The organism is Tateyamaria sp. (genome assembly GCF_039945315.1).
Lineage (GTDB): Bacteria > Pseudomonadota > Alphaproteobacteria > Rhodobacterales > Rhodobacteraceae > Tateyamaria.
Genome location: NZ_JBDUXB010000052.1, coordinates 1 through 17,012, shown reverse-complemented (window position 1 = coordinate 17,012; position 17,012 = coordinate 1). Strand labels below are relative to the sequence as shown.

Sequence of the window (17,012 nt, the reverse complement as noted above, 5' to 3'; positions counted from 1 at the left end):
TTGCGGTAGGTTGGCTTTAATGTTTTTATGTATGCACATATAAACCTGTCAAGCGAGGCGGTAATGCAAACGATCTGGGCTGAAACGGCTTTGCTGCCGTCTGGCTGGGCGGAAGAGGTCCACGTGGAAGTCGATGCGCATGGCCGTATTCACTCAGTTGTGTCGTCCGTTCCACGGGCCGGAACGACTGTGCCCTGCCTGTTGCCCGCCCCCGTCAACGTTCACAGCCACGCCTTTCAGCGCGCGATGGCCGGCCTTACGGAAGCGCGTGGGTCCGATCCGACCGACAGTTTCTGGACGTGGCGCCAACTGATGTACCGGTTTCTGGACCGACTGACCCCGGATCATATCGAGGCAATTACTGCGCTTGTTCAGATGGAGATGCTGGAAGCGGGATATGCCACGAATACCGAGTTCCATTACCTCCACCATCAACCGGGCGGTGCACCCTATGATGCGCTCGCTGAAACATCTGAACGCATATGTGCTGCTGCTGCACAGACAGGGATCGGGCTGTGTCTGCTTCCTGTCCACTATGAGTTTGGCGGATGTGATCGGCGTGCTTTGGGGCCCGGTCAAATCCGCTTTGGCAATTCGATGGAGCGGTTCCAATCGCTTTGTGGCGATGCGGCCACCTCTCTTCTGCACTTGCCTGAGGATGCAACATCGGGCGTCGCCCCACATTCGATGCGCGCTGTCGGGACGCAAGACCTGACCACCTACACAGACCTGTTCCCAAGTGGTCCTATCCATATGCATCTGGCTGAACAGCGCGCTGAAGTGGACGAAGTTCAGCAACATCTACAGTCCCGCCCCGTGACATGGGCGCTGGACAATATGGACGTGACGGACCGCTGGTGTCTGATCCATTGTACGCAGATGACACCAGACGAAACTGTACGACTGGCCCGATCGGGCGCGGTTGCAGGCCTTTGCCCGATCACTGAAAGCAGTCTGGGCGATGGCATCTTTGATGGGGTCCGGTGGTGTGATGCAGGAGGTACATTTGCCATCGGTTCGGACAGCAATATCCGTATTTCGCTGAGTGAGGAGCTACGCACGCTCGACTATTCGCAGCGATTGCGGGATGGGTCTCGCGCAGCGTTGGCCACGACGGACAAATCCACAGGACGGCAGTTGTTTGATGAGATGCTGCGGGGCGGGGCGCAGGCAACGGGTCGCGCCAGCGGGCAGATCGCAGAGGGCCAATGGGCCGACCTGATGGCGCTTGATACAGCGTCGGAACACCTTTGGGGTCGCAGCGCTGATCAAATCCTTGATGCGTGGATATTTGCGTCTGGCGACCGCTTGGTTCAAGACGTGTGGGCTGGCGGTCGGCACATGGTGCGTGATGGTTCGCATATCCATCGCCTGCGCATTGTCGCTGCTTACAAAAAGACCTTAGACGCCTTGCGAGATGCCATATGAATTCACCTGCCTTTCGCGACTGGCAATCTGTGCAAGACGAAGTCCTGCGCCGCATTCGCACCCGTGTGTGGGAACCCGGTGCGATGATCCCGAACGAAGCAGACCTGGCTGTCGAATTTGGGTGCGCGCGCTCAACCGTCAATCGCGCTTTGCGCAGCCTGGCCGAAGCCGGATGGCTGGATCGACGCCGCAAGGCAGGGACCCGCGTGGCCGCGCAACCCATTGCAAAGGCAACCCTAAGCATCGCCGTTATCCGGCATGAGATCGAAGAACGTGGTCAAAAGTACAGCTATCAAAGGGTCGCGCGGACCTTGAGCGTTCCTCCGCTGGACGTCAGCGCGGCGATGCGCATGCCCGCAGAAACTGTCATGCTTTACATCCGAGCGCTGCATCTGGCGGATGATATGCCGTATGCGCTGGAGAGCCGCTGGATCAATCTACAAGTGGTTCCGGGCGCGCAGGATGAACCCTTTCAAAACCTGAGCGCCAATGAATGGCTGTTGCGCCATGCGCCCTACTCAGACGGTGAGATTGCCTTTTCAGCCGTGAATGCGGGAGAGGACGAGGCTGAACTGTTGGCGTGCTCCGAGGGCGCCGCACTGTTTGCGGTCGACCGTTTGACGTGGGATAGCGATGCGTCTGTCACCAAGGTTCGATTCCTGTTTGCGCCGGGCCACCAGATGCGCACCAAATTGTAGGCGTTTAGTAGGGCAGCCCAACATAATTCAGCGCCATGGCGGCCTGCGCCTCTGGGCTGTCGCGCAAAAAGGCGAGTTCAGCCAGTTGCATCTTTTTGTCGAATTCGGTCTGGCCCGGGTAGTGGTGCATCAGGTTTGAAAACCACCAGCTGAAGCGCTGCGTTTTCCAGACCCGCGCCAACGCCTTTTGCGAATATGTGTCGATGCCGTGGCTGTCGCCGTCGGCGTAGAACTGTCGCAGACCTTGGTTGAGGTAATGCACATCCGACGCGGCGGTGTTGAGCCCCTTGGCCCCGGTCGGCGGCACGATGTGTGCTGCATCCCCGCACAGGAACAAGCGGCCCCAGCGCATCGGCTCGGTCACGAAACTACGCAAGGGGGCGATCGATTTTTCGATACTTGGACCGGTGATCAGTGTCTCTGCTGCCTCTTCCGGAATTCTGCGGCGCAGTTCATCCCAGAAGGCGTCATCGGACCAGTTGTCCGGGCTGTCAGCCGTATCGCACTGAATATAATAGCGGCTCAGTTGCGCGTTGCGCATCGAACACAAGGCAAAACCACGGGCTGAATTGGCATAGATCAGTTCATCGTTCACAGGTGGCGTTTCAGACAGCACACCGAGCCAGCCAAAAGGATAGACCTTTTCAAAATCGGTCCGCACGGCATCTGAAATTGTCTTGCGGCTAACGCCATGAAACCCGTCACATCCGGCGACAAAATCGCAATCGATGCGGTGGCTTTGACCACCATGATCAAAAGTCACGTGAGGTGAGTCTGTGTCCGGGTCGCAGATGACCACGTTTTCGACCTCAAACCGGGTGTCGCCCCCGGTGGCGTCGCGCGCGTCGTAAAGATCGCGTGTCACCTCGGTCTGACCATAGACCATGACAGTCGCATCCGTATGGTGCGCAAAGTCGACCCGAAACATTTCGCCATCATAACCGATCAGCGTGCCATCATGGACGAACCCTTCAGTCTTCATCCGGGCATCGACGCCAGCTTGACCCATCAGGTCTACCAGCCCCCGTTCGAGCACACCCGCGCGGATACGGCCCAGAACGTAGTCGCGCGATTTGCGTTCGAGAATGACCGCGTCGATCCCGGCAAGGTGCAGCAATTGCCCTAGTAACAACCCGGACGGCCCGCCGCCGACGATCACAACTTGTGTGCGCATTATCCCCTGCCCTTGATCATGGGTACAGTGCTACACGCGGCACCTTGGTGCGTGCAAGATCAGCTTTCGGGGGCGCAGCCGCCCCTTGCCGTGGCTGTTGCGATATAGCGGTCCAACTCTTCGAGCTGGTCTCCATTCCCTGTCGGAGGGACGAAGTCGCGCAGGATGCCTTTCCAGATATCGGTCGCCCGCGTGGTGGCATCGACATTACCCCGTTCTGACCATGTCCCGAAGTTTGCAAAATCAGCGACGAGCGGTTCATAGAATTCTGTCTGGTACCGTTCCATCGTATGGGCAGCTCCAAAGAAATGGCCGCCGGGTTGCACCTCTTCCAATGCATCGAGCGCAATCTCGGCGTCTTCGGCCGGAGTGGGCACGCAGAGTTCAGCAACCATTTGCAACACTTCGACGTCGGTGATCAGCTTTTCGTAAGAGATCGTCAGACCCCCTTCGAGCCATCCAGCGGCGTGCAGCGTCACTGTGGACCCTGCAAGCAAGCAACCCCACGTGCCGAACTGCGTTTCATTGGCTGCCTGCACATCGCCAAGGTTCGCCGCCGAGCCCGATGCACACCGCCATGGCAAACCGATATGGCGCGCCAATTGCCCCGCCGCGAGCGATGCCTTGAAGTGTTCGGGTGTGCCAAAGATCGGCGCACCAGATTTCATATCCACGTTGGAGGTGAAGGTGCCGTAGCACACGGGCGCACCGGGGTTGATCAGTTGTCCAAGCGTGATCGCCGCCAGTGCTTCGGCGTGGGACAGGGTCATCGCGCCTGCGACCGTGATCGGGGCCATCGCGCCCATGAGCGTAAACGGTGTGATGATCGCCATCTGTCCGGCGCGCGCAAAATCCATGACGCCTTGGGCCATAGGTACATCCAACTGCCGGGGTGAGTTGGTGTTGATAATCGTGTAGCAGTGCGGATTGGCCGCGAACTCATCGTCCGACAGCCTGCGAAAGCTTTGCAGCATCTCGAAGGACTCGGCCACTTGCCCGGCCCCACGCGCATAGATGAAGGGGACCTTGTCGGTCAGTTCCATCTGACCCCTGGTCATCGCGTAGTGGCGCAGGTGCATGGGCACATCCTGCGGTTCCACCAAAGGCGGGATCATGTGCAGCACATCAAAATGCTGCGTGAGGCTAATCAATTCGCGAAAGTCCTGCTCAGTGCCCGGACGCCGCCCTCGTTCCAGATCGGTGGCATGAGGACACCCGGCGCCGGGTTGGAATACCATGGAGCCAAGCTCCATCAGTAAATCACGCGCCGGATTGCCAGCGATCAAAGGAAAAGATTTTGGCGCGGTGGCCAGCGCCGCCTCAACAATTTCACGCCCGATATGAACCGTTTCTGTAGCTTCATCGACCTTGGCCCCGGCGGATTTGAAGGTCGTCCGGGCTTGCTTGTGCAGCACCTTGATCCCGAGCCCTTCCAGCACGTCCAGCGACGCCTCATGGATCGCAGCGATCCTGTTGTCAGCGAACACGTTCATCGGCGGGAACGGATTGCGCAACTGGCTGTAATCCGTTCTGCGCGTCTTGGTGGGTGGCGCGCCGCGCCCGCGGCGACGTGGGCGGTGTTCGCTCACCCGCGCATCGCTTTACCAGCCGGATCGTAGGGGGAGGCTGCGATGATCTTGGCGTCACGCTCTACCCCGACAATATGGACCTTGAGGTTGGACCCTTCACCGCTGTGTTCGGTGTCCACCAGCGCCATGGCCAGCGACTTGCCCGTGGTGTGGCCGAACCCACCAGAGGTCACAAAACCAACACGCACGCCGTCTTTCCAGATCGGTTCATAGCCAGACGCATCCGCTCCGTCCGCGACGATATCTAGAGTGACTTGTCGTTGCGCGGGTCCGTTGCCGTCGCGTTCAGCTATAGCCGCAGCCTTACCGACGAACTCCTTGTCCCAGTCGATCCAACGATCCATGCCCGTCATGCCGGGCGTGTAGCCTTGGGTAAATTCCGCCGACCAGATGCCGAACGACTTTTCAAGACGCAGGGACAAGAGGGCGTTGAAGCCGTATTCGATCATCCCGTGCTCGGCACCCGCTGCAAGCAGCGTGTCGCGCAACGCCTTGAGGTCGCCCGCGCGGCAGTGCAATTCAAAGCCAAGCTCACCAGCCACCGAAAGTCTGCCCACGTGGCAGCGCACGAGGCCGATGTCCATTTGACCGCAGCCCATGAACTTGAGCGCATCCGCATCGCCGTCAGTCAGCGCAGCCCGAAGCACCTCGCGCGATTTGGGCCCCGACAACGACAGGCCTCCCATCTCGTCCCCCAGATCACGGACAGCGACGCCGTCTTCTATGTGATCATTGAACCAGCGCATGTGCCACGCCCGCAGGTAGTAAGATCCTGTGATCCAATATCGCCCGTCTCCCCAGTTAAAGATCGTTAGATCCCCTTTGAGACGTCCGTCTTCACCGAGCATCGGGGCCAGTTTGACTCGACCCGGCGCGGGGAGTTTTGAGGCCATGAGCTGGTCCAGCCATGCTTGCGCATTGGGACCTGTGACCTCGAACCGCGAAAAGGCCGTGATGTCCAGCAGACCGACAGTCTCACGCACGGCGCGGCATTCGGCGCCCACTATGTCATGCGCGTTGGAGCGTTTGAGCGATGGGGTTTCGGCAAAGCCCTTGGGCGCGAAGTATAGTGGCACTTCCAGATCCCAACTTTGGCCCCAAACCGCCCCTGCCTCGGATTGATCGGCGTAGATGCCAGTCATCTTTAGCGGGCGTCCCGCGGGCAGTTGTTCGTTGGGATACGTCATCACAAAACGACGAGAATAGAACTGGCCAGTCGTCTCTTTGATGTATTGCTTGTTCTCGGCCCAGACGCCGTAGCGGGCCACATCCATGCCGTACACGTCCGCCTCTGGTTCGCCGTGGATCATCCATTCGGCCAGCGATTTGCCGACGCCGCCACCTTGCAGGAAGCCGGCCATGACCGCACAGGCCGACCAGTATCCTCGCTTGCCGGGCACAGGCCCAACCAGAGGGTTGCCGTCGGGGGAGAAGGTGAAGGCGCCGTTGACCCATGTTTTGACCCCAACATCCTGCAATGCGGGATAGCGTTCAAAGCCCATGATCAGCTCTTTTTCAATCCGATCAGGGTCTTCCTGCTGCAACTCGAAACCGTATTCCCAAGGTGCTCCGTCCATATTCCAGTGCTGGTGATCAATCTCGTAGATGCCCAACAAGACACCCTTCTGGTCCTGACGCAGATAAGTGAACCCTTCGAGGTCGACGGTCATCGGTACTTCGAAATCAAGCTCTTCGAGCGCGGGGATGGTGTCGGAGATCAGATAGTGGTGGTTGAGCGGGGAGACAGGAAGTTCGATGCCCGCCATACGCCCCACCTGCTTGGCCCAGAGGCCGGCAGCATTGACCACATGCTCGCAAGTAACGGTGCCCTTTTCAGTGACGATCTCCCACCCTTCCAGTTTTTGGTTCAGCTCCAGCACGCGGTTGTGTTCGACGACAGTGGCGCCATATTTCTTCGCAGCACCTGCGTAAGCATGCACCGTACCGGTGGTGTCAATGTACCCTTCGCGGTCCGCCCACATGCCGCCCAACAGCCCCTCACCCGACATGATCGGGTTCAGTTCGACCGCCTCTTCGACAGAGACGAGACGGCAGTCTTCAATCCCGATGGACTGAAAGGTGCGATAGGCCGATTGCAGCCATTCCCAGCGGTCGGGTGTGCCTGCCATGGTCAGTCCGCCGGTCATGTGCAGGCCAATGTTCTGCCCAGACTCTTTTTCGATCTCGGACAGCAGGTCGATGGTATAGGCCTGAAGCTGGGCAATGTTCGGGTCAGCGTTCAGCGCGTGGATGCCACCCGCTGCATGCCAGCTGGATCCGGCAGTCAGGACCGAACGTTCGATGAGGCACACATCGCTCCACCCCATCTTGGCGAGGTGATAGAGCACGGAAGTGCCCACAACGCCGCCCCCGATGACGACAACACGATAGTGCGATTTCATGACGATCCCCTGTCACTGACTTTTGAGGGAAGGCTCAGACATCAGGCCGCACATGTCCAATGGATTCGCGACACCCGCAGGACAGCCAGCGACCCGTTGGATCAGGCGGCGATACTGGTCATGTGACGGGTCATCACCTCGGCCAACCGATCTTTAACGCGCGGATAGCGGGTGCTGGGCACTGGGATGGACACAGCATAGATGTCACCTCCCACATCCCGCAGAGCAAATCCGATCGCACACACACCCTCGGTATGCTCGTTTTCATCATGGGCGAGCGCGCCCTGACGAATATCCTCGACCTCCGACAGGATCGCAGCCAGCGGTTTGTCAGGATCGCCTTCCAATTCCGCGAGGATCAATTTGGTGGCCTGCGTGGCCTCCATACGCGCCAGTGCCGCCTTGCCATTTGCCGTGGTGGTCAGCGGAAACCGTTCCCCGATGCTCGACACTGTGCGCAAACGTTGAGAGCCGACGATCTGATCGATAAACAACATGGCTGACCCCTCCAGAATGGCGAGGTCGACAGTCTCGCCTGTCTCATCAGCGATGGCCTGCATGATGGGGCGCAGCCGGTCCCGCATATCCGATGATGCGGCCTGCCCCAGACTTTGGATTTCAGGGCCAAGCCTGATTCCTGAGGCCCCTCTTTCGGTCGAAATGAACCCCTCAACCGCCAGAGCCGAAACGATCCGCTGTACCGTAGAGCGGGGCAGTTGAACGCGAGTCGCGATCTGTCCAAGGCTCAACCCACCTGTGTCTTGCCCCAGCAGGCGGAGGATGTCCGCCGCCCGGGAAATGACCTGAATGCCCTGATTTCGTTGATTATCTTGCCCGTCCAAGCCTGTGCTCCACTTTCCGATCCCGCGTGCTGGCGGATGGCCAAGCCTAGAAAACACGGACGCTGAAAACAAGACTTGACCGTTATGCGATACACTCGCACCATATTGCGAAACACCACACACCGGTTTTGGGAGGAACAGATGGTCGTCAATATTCGTGGGATCGATTTTCAGGAAAACGACAACAACGATATGGGGATCGAGTTTGTGAACCTCAGCCACCGCTATGGGTTCCAGTGCCCGAACTGGCCGTACTTCAAGGACGTCCAGATCGACCGGAAACACTACATGGCGAAGTCCGGTGTGTTGTCCCAGACCATCACAACAACCATGCACGTCACCACCCACATCGACGCGCCCGCCCACGTGGTGCAGGGCACCCCGTTCATTGACGAGGTCCCTTTGCCACACTTCTTTGGTACGGGTCTGGTAGTCAGTATCCCAAAGAAGAAGTGGGAGCAGATCACGGCGGACGATCTGGAAAAGGCCTGCGGTCATGCCATTCGAAAGAATGACGTCCTGATCATCAACACCGGATGGCACAAACAGTATGAAGACGGCGACTACTTTGCCTATTGCCCCGGCCTTGTCCCATCGGCAGCCGATTGGATGGTCGAAAAAGGCGTGAAGGTGGTTGGCCACGACACCCAGGCCAATGACCACCCGCTGGCAACGGCTATCGGTCCACAACGCAACGGCCCGATCCTGCCCCATCTTGAAGCCGAGTATCTCGAATGGTCCGGCGGCACCCCATGGGAAGTTGATTTCCCGGAATGGGAGCCTGTGCACCAGACCCTGTTCAAGAACGGTATCCTTGGCATTGAAAACGTGGGCGGCGATCTGGACCACGTCACCGGCAAGCGGGTGACCTTTGCCTTCTTCCCATGGAACTGGGATCGCGGCGATGGATGCATCATCCGTCTGGTTGCGATGATGGACAAGGATCAGGCCTATCGGATCGAAGCAGGCGCTGATTTCTGAACCGGGGGGCGGAGGACACCTCCGCCTTACTGTTCGTCCGTAAGGCGGATTTCAATCCGCCCAACCGACCGGAAAGGACATGCGATGTTAGTCAAGCGTTTTGACGATGCCACTTCTTACGAGGCCCCCAACCATTGGGGCGTGACCGGACTGCGCCTGCAAGGGTTTGAAGACGGCGGCCCGGAAAACCAGTGGATTGGCTTTTCCCAGTTTCTACCCGGTGGCGGTGCGGGCCCCGACGCGACCCCTTTTGAAAAGGTCTATGTGGTTATCGAGGGTGAGATGACAGTCACGATCGATGGTACAGACACTGTATTGGGTGCGATGGACAGCTGCACAATTCCGCCGGGTGAAGTGCGCAAGATCGAAAACCGGAGCAACCATATCTGCAAGATGCTCGTCGTCATCCCCTATCCCGAAGGAGGACGCCCGACATGAGCCCCGAGTTGAGCCTCGACAACCCACTCTCTTTTTTCGACGTCTCTGGCAAAGTCGCCCTTATCACAGGGGCTTCGGGCGCATTTGGTGCTGTTGCTGCACGCTGTTTATCCGGTGCCGGTGCCAAGGTCGTTCTGGCCGCGGGCAATGCGGACGCGATGGCCGAAGTCGCTGGTACGTGCAAAGGCGAGACACACCAGATCAACGCCCGTCCTGACTCCGAAAACGCTTGTGCGGCACTGGTCGCCGAAACAGTAGCCACCTATGGCCGCATCGATATTCTGGTCGTCGCCTCTGGCATGAATAAAGTGGCCAAGATCGGCGAAATGGAGCCATCGACCTTTGAAAATGTCATGGACGCCAATGTCACCCAAAGCTGGCTCATGGCCCGCGCCGCCAGCACGCAGATGCAGGCGCAAGGGGATGGGGGCAAGATTGTACTCATGTCTTCAGCCCGTGGACTGCTGGGCCATCCAGCGGGCTACACCGCCTATTGCGCCTCCAAGGCGGCTGTAGATGGGATCACCAAGGCTTTGGGATGCGAGCTGGGCCCCACTGGCATCACCGTCAACGCCATTGCGCCCACAGTCTTCCGTTCTCCCCTTACGGCATGGATGTTCGGGGACGACGATCACGCCAAAACGGTGCGCAGCGGGTTCCTTGCCCGTGTGCCCAAGGGACGTTTGGGCGAGCCTGAGGATCTGGCAGGGCCACTCTTGTTCCTGTCCTCAAAGGCGTCAGATTTCTACACTGGCCACATCCTCTATGCAGATGGTGGATACACCGCAGGATGAGCCGGATCGCAGTCATAGGCGGCGGTCTGATGGGCCATGGCATTGCGCTGACCTTTGCCCGCGCGAGGCACGACGTGACCGTCACCGACCCCAACGCCGACATGCTGAACAGTGTGCCAGCGCGCGTGTCCGAAAGCATGGCGTTGCTGGGCGCGGATGAGACAGAAATCACAAACGCCCTCGCCGGCATCAGTTTGGCCGCAACTGTAAAAGATTCTGTGCACGACGCCGATTATGTCTTCGAGGCTGCGCCGGAAAAGCTGGAACTGAAACAATCGATCTTTGCCGAGATCGAAAACCACGCACCCGAAAGTGCGGTGTTGGCATCCAACACATCTGTCATTCAAATCACCAGGATCATGGAAGGTCTGCACAGTCGCCATTGCGCCCTTGGCGCACATTGGTGGAACCCGCCGCACATGATCCCACTGGTCGAAGTGGTGAAAACCGAATGGACCGATCCTGCCCTCGCTGACGGGATGGTCACGCTACTCGCCGACGCAGGCAAAACGCCTGTGATGGTCGAAAAGGATGTGCCCGGCTTTATCGGCAACCGTCTGCAACACGCGCTGTGGCGCGAGGCGATCAGTCTGGTCGAAAACGGGATTTGCACCGCCGAAGCCGTCGATGATGTGGTCAAGGCCAGCTTTGGCCGTCGTCTGGCCGTGCTTGGCCCGCTGGAAAACGCGGATCTGGTTGGGATTGAGCTGACCCAAGACATTCATGCACAAGTTTTGTTTGACTTGGAGGCCTCACCTGCGCCCTCATCCCAACTACAATCCCTGCTGGATCAGGGACGCACCGGTATGGCGGCCGGGGCTGGATTTCGGGAGTGGAGGACCGAAGACCTGGCCCGCACCAAAGCGCGCGTGGCCGAACACCTAAAAAAACTAGAGGCGATATTGCCCGACTAAAGCACTGACAATTCTGGGAGGAATACCAAATGACACTCAAGACAAACAGACGCGCCGTTCTGGGCGGGTTGGCCGCCACAGTCGCGGCACCGGCCATCCTGACATCCACACGCGCCTACGCGGCCAACCCAAAAATCCGCGTCGGCTTTGTGACCCCAACGACAGGCCCTCTCGCAGGGTTTGCCGAAGCTGATGACTACATCATCGAAGGGCTGAAGGCCAAGTTTGCTGGCGGTGTCATGAACAACGGCAAATCCTATGACATCGAGATCATCAAGAAAGACAGCCAGTCCAACCCCAACCGCGCCGCGGAAGTCGCCGCCGAGCTGATCCTGTCGGACGAAGTCGACATCATCACCGCCGCCGCGACGCCAGACACGACAAACCCCGTCGCGGATCAGGCTGAGATTAACGAAGTACCCTGCGTCACCACAGACGCTCCATGGCAGCCTTACTTCTTCGGCCGCGGGGGCAATCCGGCCGAGGGTTTCCGCTACACCTATCACTTCTTCTGGGGGCTTGAGGACATCATCGCCAACTTTACCGGTCTTTGGAATGACGCGGGCGTCGCCAAGAAGGTCGGTGGGTTGTTCCCCAACGATGCCGACGGCAACGCCTGGGGCGATGCGAAGCTGGGTCTGCCCGGCCCATTGGCCGAGCAAGGCTTCGATCTGGTCGATCCAGGTCGGTATCAGCCTCTGAACGACGATTTCTCGAACTACATCGCGGCTTTCAAAGATGCGGGATGCGAGATTGTAACCGGTGTGATGATCCCGCCGGACTTTGGCACGTTCTGGGCGCAGGCCGCACAACAGGGGTTCAATCCCAAGGTTGCAACCATCGGCAAGGCCCTGTTGTTCCCATCGGCCATCGAAGCATTGGGTGATCGTGGTGTCGGTCTCACCTCGGAGATCTGGTGGTCGCCAAGCCATCCGTTCAGCTCGTCCCTCACAGGCGCCTCTGCCGGGGATCTGGCTGCAGGCTTCACGCAAGCCACTGGCCGCCCGTGGACCCAACCCATCGGTTTCAAGCACGCACTGTTCGAAGTTGTCGCCGACACGATCAGCCGGGCCGAGGATTTGGACGATCCGGATGCCATCGCGGCAGCCATCAAAGGCACGAACATGTCCACCATCGTCGGCGATGTGAACTGGTCCAACGGGCCTGTGCCAAACGTGTCCAAGACTCCGCTGGTGTCGGGCCAATGGCAAGCGGCAGGTGACAGCGTCGAGTTGGTGATCACTAACAACAAGCACGCTCCGGACATCCCTGTGGGCGGCGAATTGCAGCTGCTGGGCTAAACAAAGGTGTCCGCCCTCCTGTCCATCTCGGGCCTCAAAAAGTCGTTCGGCGCCGTTGTGGTGGCCGACGACACTAGCTTTGACGTTGCTCAGGGTGAGGCGGTGGGCATTCTGGGGCCCAACGGGGCGGGCAAGACATCTCTGTTCAACCTGATCACCGGGGCACTCGGACCCGACGCGGGTCAAATCGCGTTCGCCGGTCAGGACATCTCAAACACTTCGGCCGCGCGGCGCTGCAAACTGGGCATTGCGCGGTCTTTTCAGGTGCCCCAACCTTTTGGGGGCATGACCGTTTTTGAAAACGCGCTGGTCGGCGCAATTGAGGGCGCGGGCCTGCGTGGTCATGAGGCGGAAGCTCATGTGCTGGCCGTTCTCGAAGACACCGGCCTGCTGCCCAAAGCCAATATCCGCGCCGGAGCGCTGTCGTTGCTGGACCGCAAACGCCTGGAAATGGCGCGCGCGCTTGCAGCCAAACCAAAGCTCTTACTGCTTGATGAAATCGCAGGAGGCCTGACCGAAGCAGAATGCACCGCCTTGATAGACACGATTAAGCGGGTCAATGCGAACGGTACGACCATCATTTGGATTGAACACGTGGTGCACGCGCTGCTGGCCGTGGTTGAACGCCTGATCGTCATAGACTTTGGCAAAAAGATTGCCGAAGGCGCACCCAAAGCCATCATGGAAAGCGCTGAGGTCAAGGAAATCTATCTTGGGGTCGATCCCGATGTCTGACCCATTGTTGAAACTCAGCGGGCTTGATGCCCATTACGGGGATTTTCAGGCTCTGTTCGGGCTGGATATGGAAATCGCGACAGGCGAAGTGATTGCCATAATAGGGGCCAATGGTGCGGGCAAGACGACGCTGATGCGTTCGATTTCGGGGTTACTCAGCAACGAGGCAACGCAGGTCACTTTCAAAGGACAGACCATTGGCGCACTTCGGGCCGATCAGGTCGCCTATGCTGGGATCGCGCTAGTGCCAGAGGGTCGGCAGTTGTTCCCATCTCTATCAGTTGAAGAAAATCTACGACTCGGCAGTACAGTCGGCAGTTCCGGGCCATGGTCTCTCGACACCATCTATGACCTGTTTCCAATCCTGAAAGAGCGGCGCAATCAGCCCTCGACCTCTCTCTCCGGAGGACAGCAACAGATGGTCGCCATCGGCCGAGCGTTGATGAGCAACCCCGAACTGATCCTCTTTGACGAGATCAGCCTTGGCCTTGCCCCTGTCATCATCAAGTCGATCTATGACGCGCTGCCCAACATCATTTCAGGCGGCATGACCGCCCTGATCGTAGAGCAGGACATCACCAAGGCGCTCGCCGTATCCTCCCGGGTTTATTGTTTGCAAGAGGGCCGCGTGTCGCTGACCGGCCGGGTCGAGGATATCACGCGCGACCAAATCACAGCCGCCTATTTCGGAGTGGACGCATGATCGAATGGATCAACGCCGTGGTGCAGGGCATCCTGCTGGGCGGGCTCTACGCGCTGTTTGCCGCTGGTCTGTCGCTGATTTTCGGCGTGATGCGGTTGGTCAACATTGCCCATGGCGACCTCATTATTCTCGCCGCCTATCTGGGCCTCAGCACAACGCTGATCCTTGGGGTGCATCCATTCGTAGCCCTTCTGATCGTCATGCCTGCCATGGCCGGGATTGGCTACATCCTGCAACGGGGCCTGCTGAACCAGACCCTTGGCAGCGACATCCTGCCGCCCTTGCTGGTGACATTCGGTCTGTCCGTGATCGTGCAAAACGCCTTGTTGGAAGGGTACACCGCCGATCCGCAAAAGCTGAATGCCGGCGCTATAGAGACAGCAAGCATTGCTGTGGGTGGTTTGTCATTGGGTGTGCTGCCCCTGCTTACTTTCGGCATGGCGATCGTTGTGATCGCGGGCCTACAATGGATTTTCTATTCTACTGCGCTTGGTCGCGGGTTTCGCGCTGTGTCAGACAATCAAGACATTGCCCAACTGATGGGTCTGAATAAGGCGCATATCTACGGCCTCGCCATGGCGCTCGCGCTCGCAGTCACGGCGATTGCGGGCATCCTGCTGGGCGTGCGCACCAGCTTTGATCCGGCCATCGGGGGCGGGCGTCTGATATTCGGGTTCGAGGCTGTGATCATCGGCGGGCTTGGCAACATCTGGGGCACTTTGGCGGGCGGCGTGATCCTTGGCGTGGCCCAAACCATCGGGGCCAAGATCGACCCCGGATGGCAGGTTCTGGCGGGTCACATCGCCTTCCTCGTCGTTCTGGCCGTGCGCCCGAACGGCCTGTTCCCGAGGGTCGAGCATTGAATACCGTCACCCGCGCCACTCCTGCGTCTCGCGTTGCAATGATCATTGCAGTTCTCGCCCTAATCGTGCTGGCCGCGGCCCCTTGGTGGGCGGGCCGTGCAGATTTGCGGCTGCTGGGCGAGATTTTCCTCTACCTCTCGCTCGCCTGCCTCTGGAACCTGATGGCAGGATATGCGGGCCTTGTGTCGGTGGGGCAGCAGGCTTTTGTTGGCTTTGGCGGTTACATGCTGTTCGCGCTTTCAATCTTTGGTGGGTTGCATCCAATCGTAGCGATCCTGTTGGCCGGGGTTCTCGCCGGGCTGATGTCAGTTCCGATTGCTGCACTCATCTTTCGCCTCAAGGGGGCCTATTTTGCCATCGGCACATGGGTTGTAGCCGAGGTGTTCAGGCTAACCTTCGCGCAAATCTCCGCCCTTGGAGGCGGGTCCGGAACATCGTTGCCCGTCGACATCGTCCGTAGCCTAGCGGACTCCCGCTCGGGTCGTGAAGCGCTCAGCTATTGGTTGGCTCTTGGCGCGGCCGTGACCGTCATAACGTGCGTCTACCTCTTCTTGCGCTCGCGTCGTGGTCTGGCCTTGACAGCCATCCGCGACAGCGAAGTGGCAGCCAGCGGCCTTGGCATCGACATCTGGCGAACCAAGCTGGAGGTCTATGTGGTCACCTCGGCCTTTACCGCTATCATCGGAGGGCTGCTGTTCCTGCAAAAACTGCGCATCTCTCCAGACGCGGCATTCTCCGTCAACGACTGGACTGCTTTTGTGATCTTCATTGTCGTGATCGGCGGTATCGGCACGCTCGAAGGACCCATCATCGGCACGATCCTCTTCTTCCTGTTGCGCGAAACCTTGGCGGACTTTGGCACCATCTACCTGATGGTGCTGGGCGCTGTTGCCATCGTCGTGATGCTCAAAGCGCCCAAGGGCGTCTGGGGCCTCGTGCGCGACCGCTACGACCTCGAACTTTTCCCGCTCAGCTATCGAGTGAACACCAAACCAAAAGGCGACTGACCCATGGCCAAATCCAAGACGATCATCACCTGCGCTGTCACCGGGTCGATCCACACGCCCACAATGTCTGACACGCTGCCCATCACGCAGAACGAGATTGCCGAACAGGCGATTGCAGCGGCGGAGGCCGGGGCCTCTATCCTGCACCTGCATACGCGTGATCCAGATGACTATCGGCCATCCGTCAACCCGGATCACTATGCGCCCATCCTTTCTCGGGTGAAGCAATCGACAAATGCTGTGGTCAACATCACGACGGGCGGCGCACCGACCATGTTGATCAAAGAACGGATCGAGGCAGCGACCAAGTTTTCGCCAGAAATGTGCAGCCTGAACATGGGATCGATGAACTTCGCCTTTCATCCGCTCGCAGGGCGCTATGACACGTGGAAATACGACTGGGAAAAGGACTACATTGAAGGGTCAGAAGCGAACATCTTCCGCAACACCTTCGCTGACATCCGTGAGGCAGCCGAGACGCTCGCCCCCCACGACATCAAGTTCGAGCATGAGTGCTACGATGTCGGCCACCTCTATAACCTCAAATTCTGCATGGCTCAGGGCATGTTCAAAGCGCCTGTGTTCATCCAGTTCATCTTTGGCATCCTTGGCGGGATCGGACCCGAGGTAGACAACCTGATCTTCATGAAGCGCACAGCCGACCGTCTGTTTGGCGATGACTACCGCTGGTCCGTTCTGGGTGCCGGTGGCGCACAGATGGGTCTGGCGACCACGGCCAGTCAGATGGGCGGGAACGTACGTGTCGGTATGGAGGACAGCCTGTTCATCAAGCGGGGTGAGTTGGCCGAGTCAAACGCCCAACAGGTCACCAAGATCCGCCGTATTGTCGAGGATCTTGGCAACGAGGTCGCGACGCCAGACGAGGCGCGCGAGATCCTCGCCCTGAAAGGCGGGGACCGGGTAGGCTTTTAACTCGCCACAGCCTTCATGAACCGATCTTTGATGACGACGGGGTCCATTGTGATCACCGGCAGCTTGATATTGCCGCTGTCGCATTTCACCACGATGATCGTCATCTGCTTGCTGTCGATCGCCGCTTGCAGCGTCGCGCCCGTGTCCACGTCCTGACAGGTGACGACGTTCTCGCATCCGCAGGCAGCCGCCACTTTCTCAAGCGCTGTC

The 17,012-nt window shown here is 59.0% G+C and carries 16 protein-coding genes and 1 pseudogene; 12 read left to right on the top strand and 5 right to left on the bottom strand.

Annotated elements, in window-relative coordinates:
* Positions 1–63 precede the first annotated feature (63 nt).
* Positions 64–1,428 carry a formimidoylglutamate deiminase gene (locus ABJD00_RS16130; protein ID WP_413832503.1) on the top strand — a complete coding sequence of 455 codons (1,365 nt, stop codon included), beginning with the start codon at positions 64–66 and terminating at the stop codon, positions 1,426–1,428.
* The gene (locus ABJD00_RS16125; RefSeq protein WP_413832501.1) at positions 1,425–2,126 is read left to right on the top strand and encodes a UTRA domain-containing protein; all 702 of its coding nucleotides are present in this window, start codon (positions 1,425–1,427) and stop codon (positions 2,124–2,126) included. The genes ABJD00_RS16130 and ABJD00_RS16125 overlap by 4 nt, the downstream gene beginning before the upstream one ends.
* A gap of 4 nt (positions 2,127–2,130) precedes the next feature.
* Here ABJD00_RS16125 and pobA read toward each other — a convergent pair whose 3' ends face one another.
* From pobA to ABJD00_RS16105, 4 genes are all read right to left on the bottom strand, one after another.
* A complete protein-coding gene (gene pobA, locus ABJD00_RS16120; protein ID WP_413832499.1) occupies positions 2,131–3,300 on the bottom strand; it encodes a 4-hydroxybenzoate 3-monooxygenase in 1,170 nt (389 codons plus the stop codon).
* A gap of 59 nt (positions 3,301–3,359) precedes the next feature.
* Complete coding sequence (locus tag ABJD00_RS16115) at positions 3,360–4,889, bottom strand: trimethylamine methyltransferase family protein (protein ID WP_413832497.1); 1,530 nt, start codon at positions 4,887–4,889, stop codon at positions 3,360–3,362.
* On the bottom strand, positions 4,886–7,291 hold the full coding sequence (locus ABJD00_RS16110) for a GcvT family protein (RefSeq protein WP_413832495.1): 2,406 nt from the start codon (positions 7,289–7,291) through the stop codon (positions 4,886–4,888). The genes ABJD00_RS16115 and ABJD00_RS16110 overlap by 4 nt, the downstream gene beginning before the upstream one ends.
* 101 nt (positions 7,292–7,392) lie before the next feature.
* Complete coding sequence (locus ABJD00_RS16105) at positions 7,393–8,133, bottom strand: IclR family transcriptional regulator (RefSeq protein ID WP_413832493.1); 741 nt, start codon at positions 8,131–8,133, stop codon at positions 7,393–7,395.
* A gap of 141 nt (positions 8,134–8,274) precedes the next feature.
* Here ABJD00_RS16105 and ABJD00_RS16100 point away from each other — a divergent pair, with 141 nt between their 5' ends.
* From ABJD00_RS16100 to ABJD00_RS16055, 10 genes are all read left to right on the top strand, one after another.
* Positions 8,275–9,114: a cyclase family protein gene (locus ABJD00_RS16100; protein ID WP_413832491.1), complete on the top strand. Its 840-nt coding sequence runs from the start codon at positions 8,275–8,277 to the stop codon at positions 9,112–9,114.
* A gap of 84 nt (positions 9,115–9,198) precedes the next feature.
* Positions 9,199–9,552 (top strand): cupin domain-containing protein, encoded by a 354-nt coding sequence (locus tag ABJD00_RS16095; RefSeq protein ID WP_413832489.1) that lies wholly within the window; start codon positions 9,199–9,201, stop codon positions 9,550–9,552.
* The gene (locus ABJD00_RS16090; protein WP_413832487.1) at positions 9,549–10,346 is read left to right on the top strand and encodes an SDR family NAD(P)-dependent oxidoreductase; all 798 of its coding nucleotides are present in this window, start codon (positions 9,549–9,551) and stop codon (positions 10,344–10,346) included. The genes ABJD00_RS16095 and ABJD00_RS16090 overlap by 4 nt, the downstream gene beginning before the upstream one ends.
* Positions 10,343–11,260 carry a 3-hydroxyacyl-CoA dehydrogenase family protein gene (locus ABJD00_RS16085; protein ID WP_413832485.1) on the top strand — a complete coding sequence of 306 codons (918 nt, stop codon included), beginning with the start codon at positions 10,343–10,345 and terminating at the stop codon, positions 11,258–11,260. Before ABJD00_RS16090 ends, ABJD00_RS16085 begins: the two co-directional genes overlap by 4 nt.
* Before the next feature lie 29 nt (positions 11,261–11,289).
* Positions 11,290–12,561 (top strand): ABC transporter substrate-binding protein, encoded by a 1,272-nt coding sequence (locus ABJD00_RS16080; RefSeq protein ID WP_413832483.1) that lies wholly within the window; start codon positions 11,290–11,292, stop codon positions 12,559–12,561.
* A 6-nt stretch (positions 12,562–12,567) separates the two neighbouring features.
* A complete protein-coding gene (locus ABJD00_RS16075) occupies positions 12,568–13,296 on the top strand; it encodes an ABC transporter ATP-binding protein (RefSeq protein ID WP_413832481.1) in 729 nt (242 codons plus the stop codon).
* Entirely contained in the window at positions 13,289–13,999 is a 711-nt protein-coding gene (locus tag ABJD00_RS16070) for an ABC transporter ATP-binding protein (protein ID WP_413832479.1), read from the top strand. The genes ABJD00_RS16075 and ABJD00_RS16070 overlap by 8 nt, the downstream gene beginning before the upstream one ends.
* The gene (locus tag ABJD00_RS16065) at positions 13,996–14,862 is read left to right on the top strand and encodes a branched-chain amino acid ABC transporter permease (protein ID WP_413832477.1); all 867 of its coding nucleotides are present in this window, start codon (positions 13,996–13,998) and stop codon (positions 14,860–14,862) included. Before ABJD00_RS16070 ends, ABJD00_RS16065 begins: the two co-directional genes overlap by 4 nt.
* Positions 14,859–15,869 (top strand): branched-chain amino acid ABC transporter permease, encoded by a 1,011-nt coding sequence (locus ABJD00_RS16060; protein WP_413832475.1) that lies wholly within the window; start codon positions 14,859–14,861, stop codon positions 15,867–15,869. Before ABJD00_RS16065 ends, ABJD00_RS16060 begins: the two co-directional genes overlap by 4 nt.
* A gap of 3 nt (positions 15,870–15,872) precedes the next feature.
* Positions 15,873–16,802, top strand: a complete 930-nt coding sequence (locus ABJD00_RS16055) for a 3-keto-5-aminohexanoate cleavage protein (RefSeq protein WP_413832473.1) — start codon at positions 15,873–15,875, stop codon at positions 16,800–16,802.
* Here the strand turns inward: ABJD00_RS16055 and ABJD00_RS16050 are convergent.
* Positions 16,799–17,012, bottom strand: a pseudogene (locus ABJD00_RS16050) (sulfopyruvate decarboxylase subunit beta); the annotation flags it as partial. The gene ABJD00_RS16055 and the pseudogene ABJD00_RS16050 sit on opposite strands and share 4 nt — an antisense overlap.

Coding starts and splice junctions, on each gene's coding strand:
- ABJD00_RS16130 (WP_413832503.1), top strand. CDS start 64: ATGCAAACGATCTGGGCTGAAACGGCTTTGCTGCCGTCTGGCTGGGCG.
- ABJD00_RS16125 (WP_413832501.1), top strand. CDS start 1,425: ATGAATTCACCTGCCTTTCGCGACTGGCAATCTGTGCAAGACGAAGTC.
- pobA (WP_413832499.1), bottom strand. CDS start 3,300: ATGCGCACACAAGTTGTGATCGTCGGCGGCGGGCCGTCCGGGTTGTTA.
- ABJD00_RS16110 (WP_413832495.1), bottom strand. CDS start 7,291: ATGAAATCGCACTATCGTGTTGTCGTCATCGGGGGCGGCGTTGTGGGC.
- ABJD00_RS16100 (WP_413832491.1), top strand. CDS start 8,275: ATGGTCGTCAATATTCGTGGGATCGATTTTCAGGAAAACGACAACAAC.
- ABJD00_RS16095 (WP_413832489.1), top strand. CDS start 9,199: ATGTTAGTCAAGCGTTTTGACGATGCCACTTCTTACGAGGCCCCCAAC.
- ABJD00_RS16090 (WP_413832487.1), top strand. CDS start 9,549: ATGAGCCCCGAGTTGAGCCTCGACAACCCACTCTCTTTTTTCGACGTC.
- ABJD00_RS16085 (WP_413832485.1), top strand. CDS start 10,343: ATGAGCCGGATCGCAGTCATAGGCGGCGGTCTGATGGGCCATGGCATT.
- ABJD00_RS16080 (WP_413832483.1), top strand. CDS start 11,290: ATGACACTCAAGACAAACAGACGCGCCGTTCTGGGCGGGTTGGCCGCC.
- ABJD00_RS16070 (WP_413832479.1), top strand. CDS start 13,289: ATGTCTGACCCATTGTTGAAACTCAGCGGGCTTGATGCCCATTACGGG.
- ABJD00_RS16065 (WP_413832477.1), top strand. CDS start 13,996: ATGATCGAATGGATCAACGCCGTGGTGCAGGGCATCCTGCTGGGCGGG.
- ABJD00_RS16055 (WP_413832473.1), top strand. CDS start 15,873: ATGGCCAAATCCAAGACGATCATCACCTGCGCTGTCACCGGGTCGATC.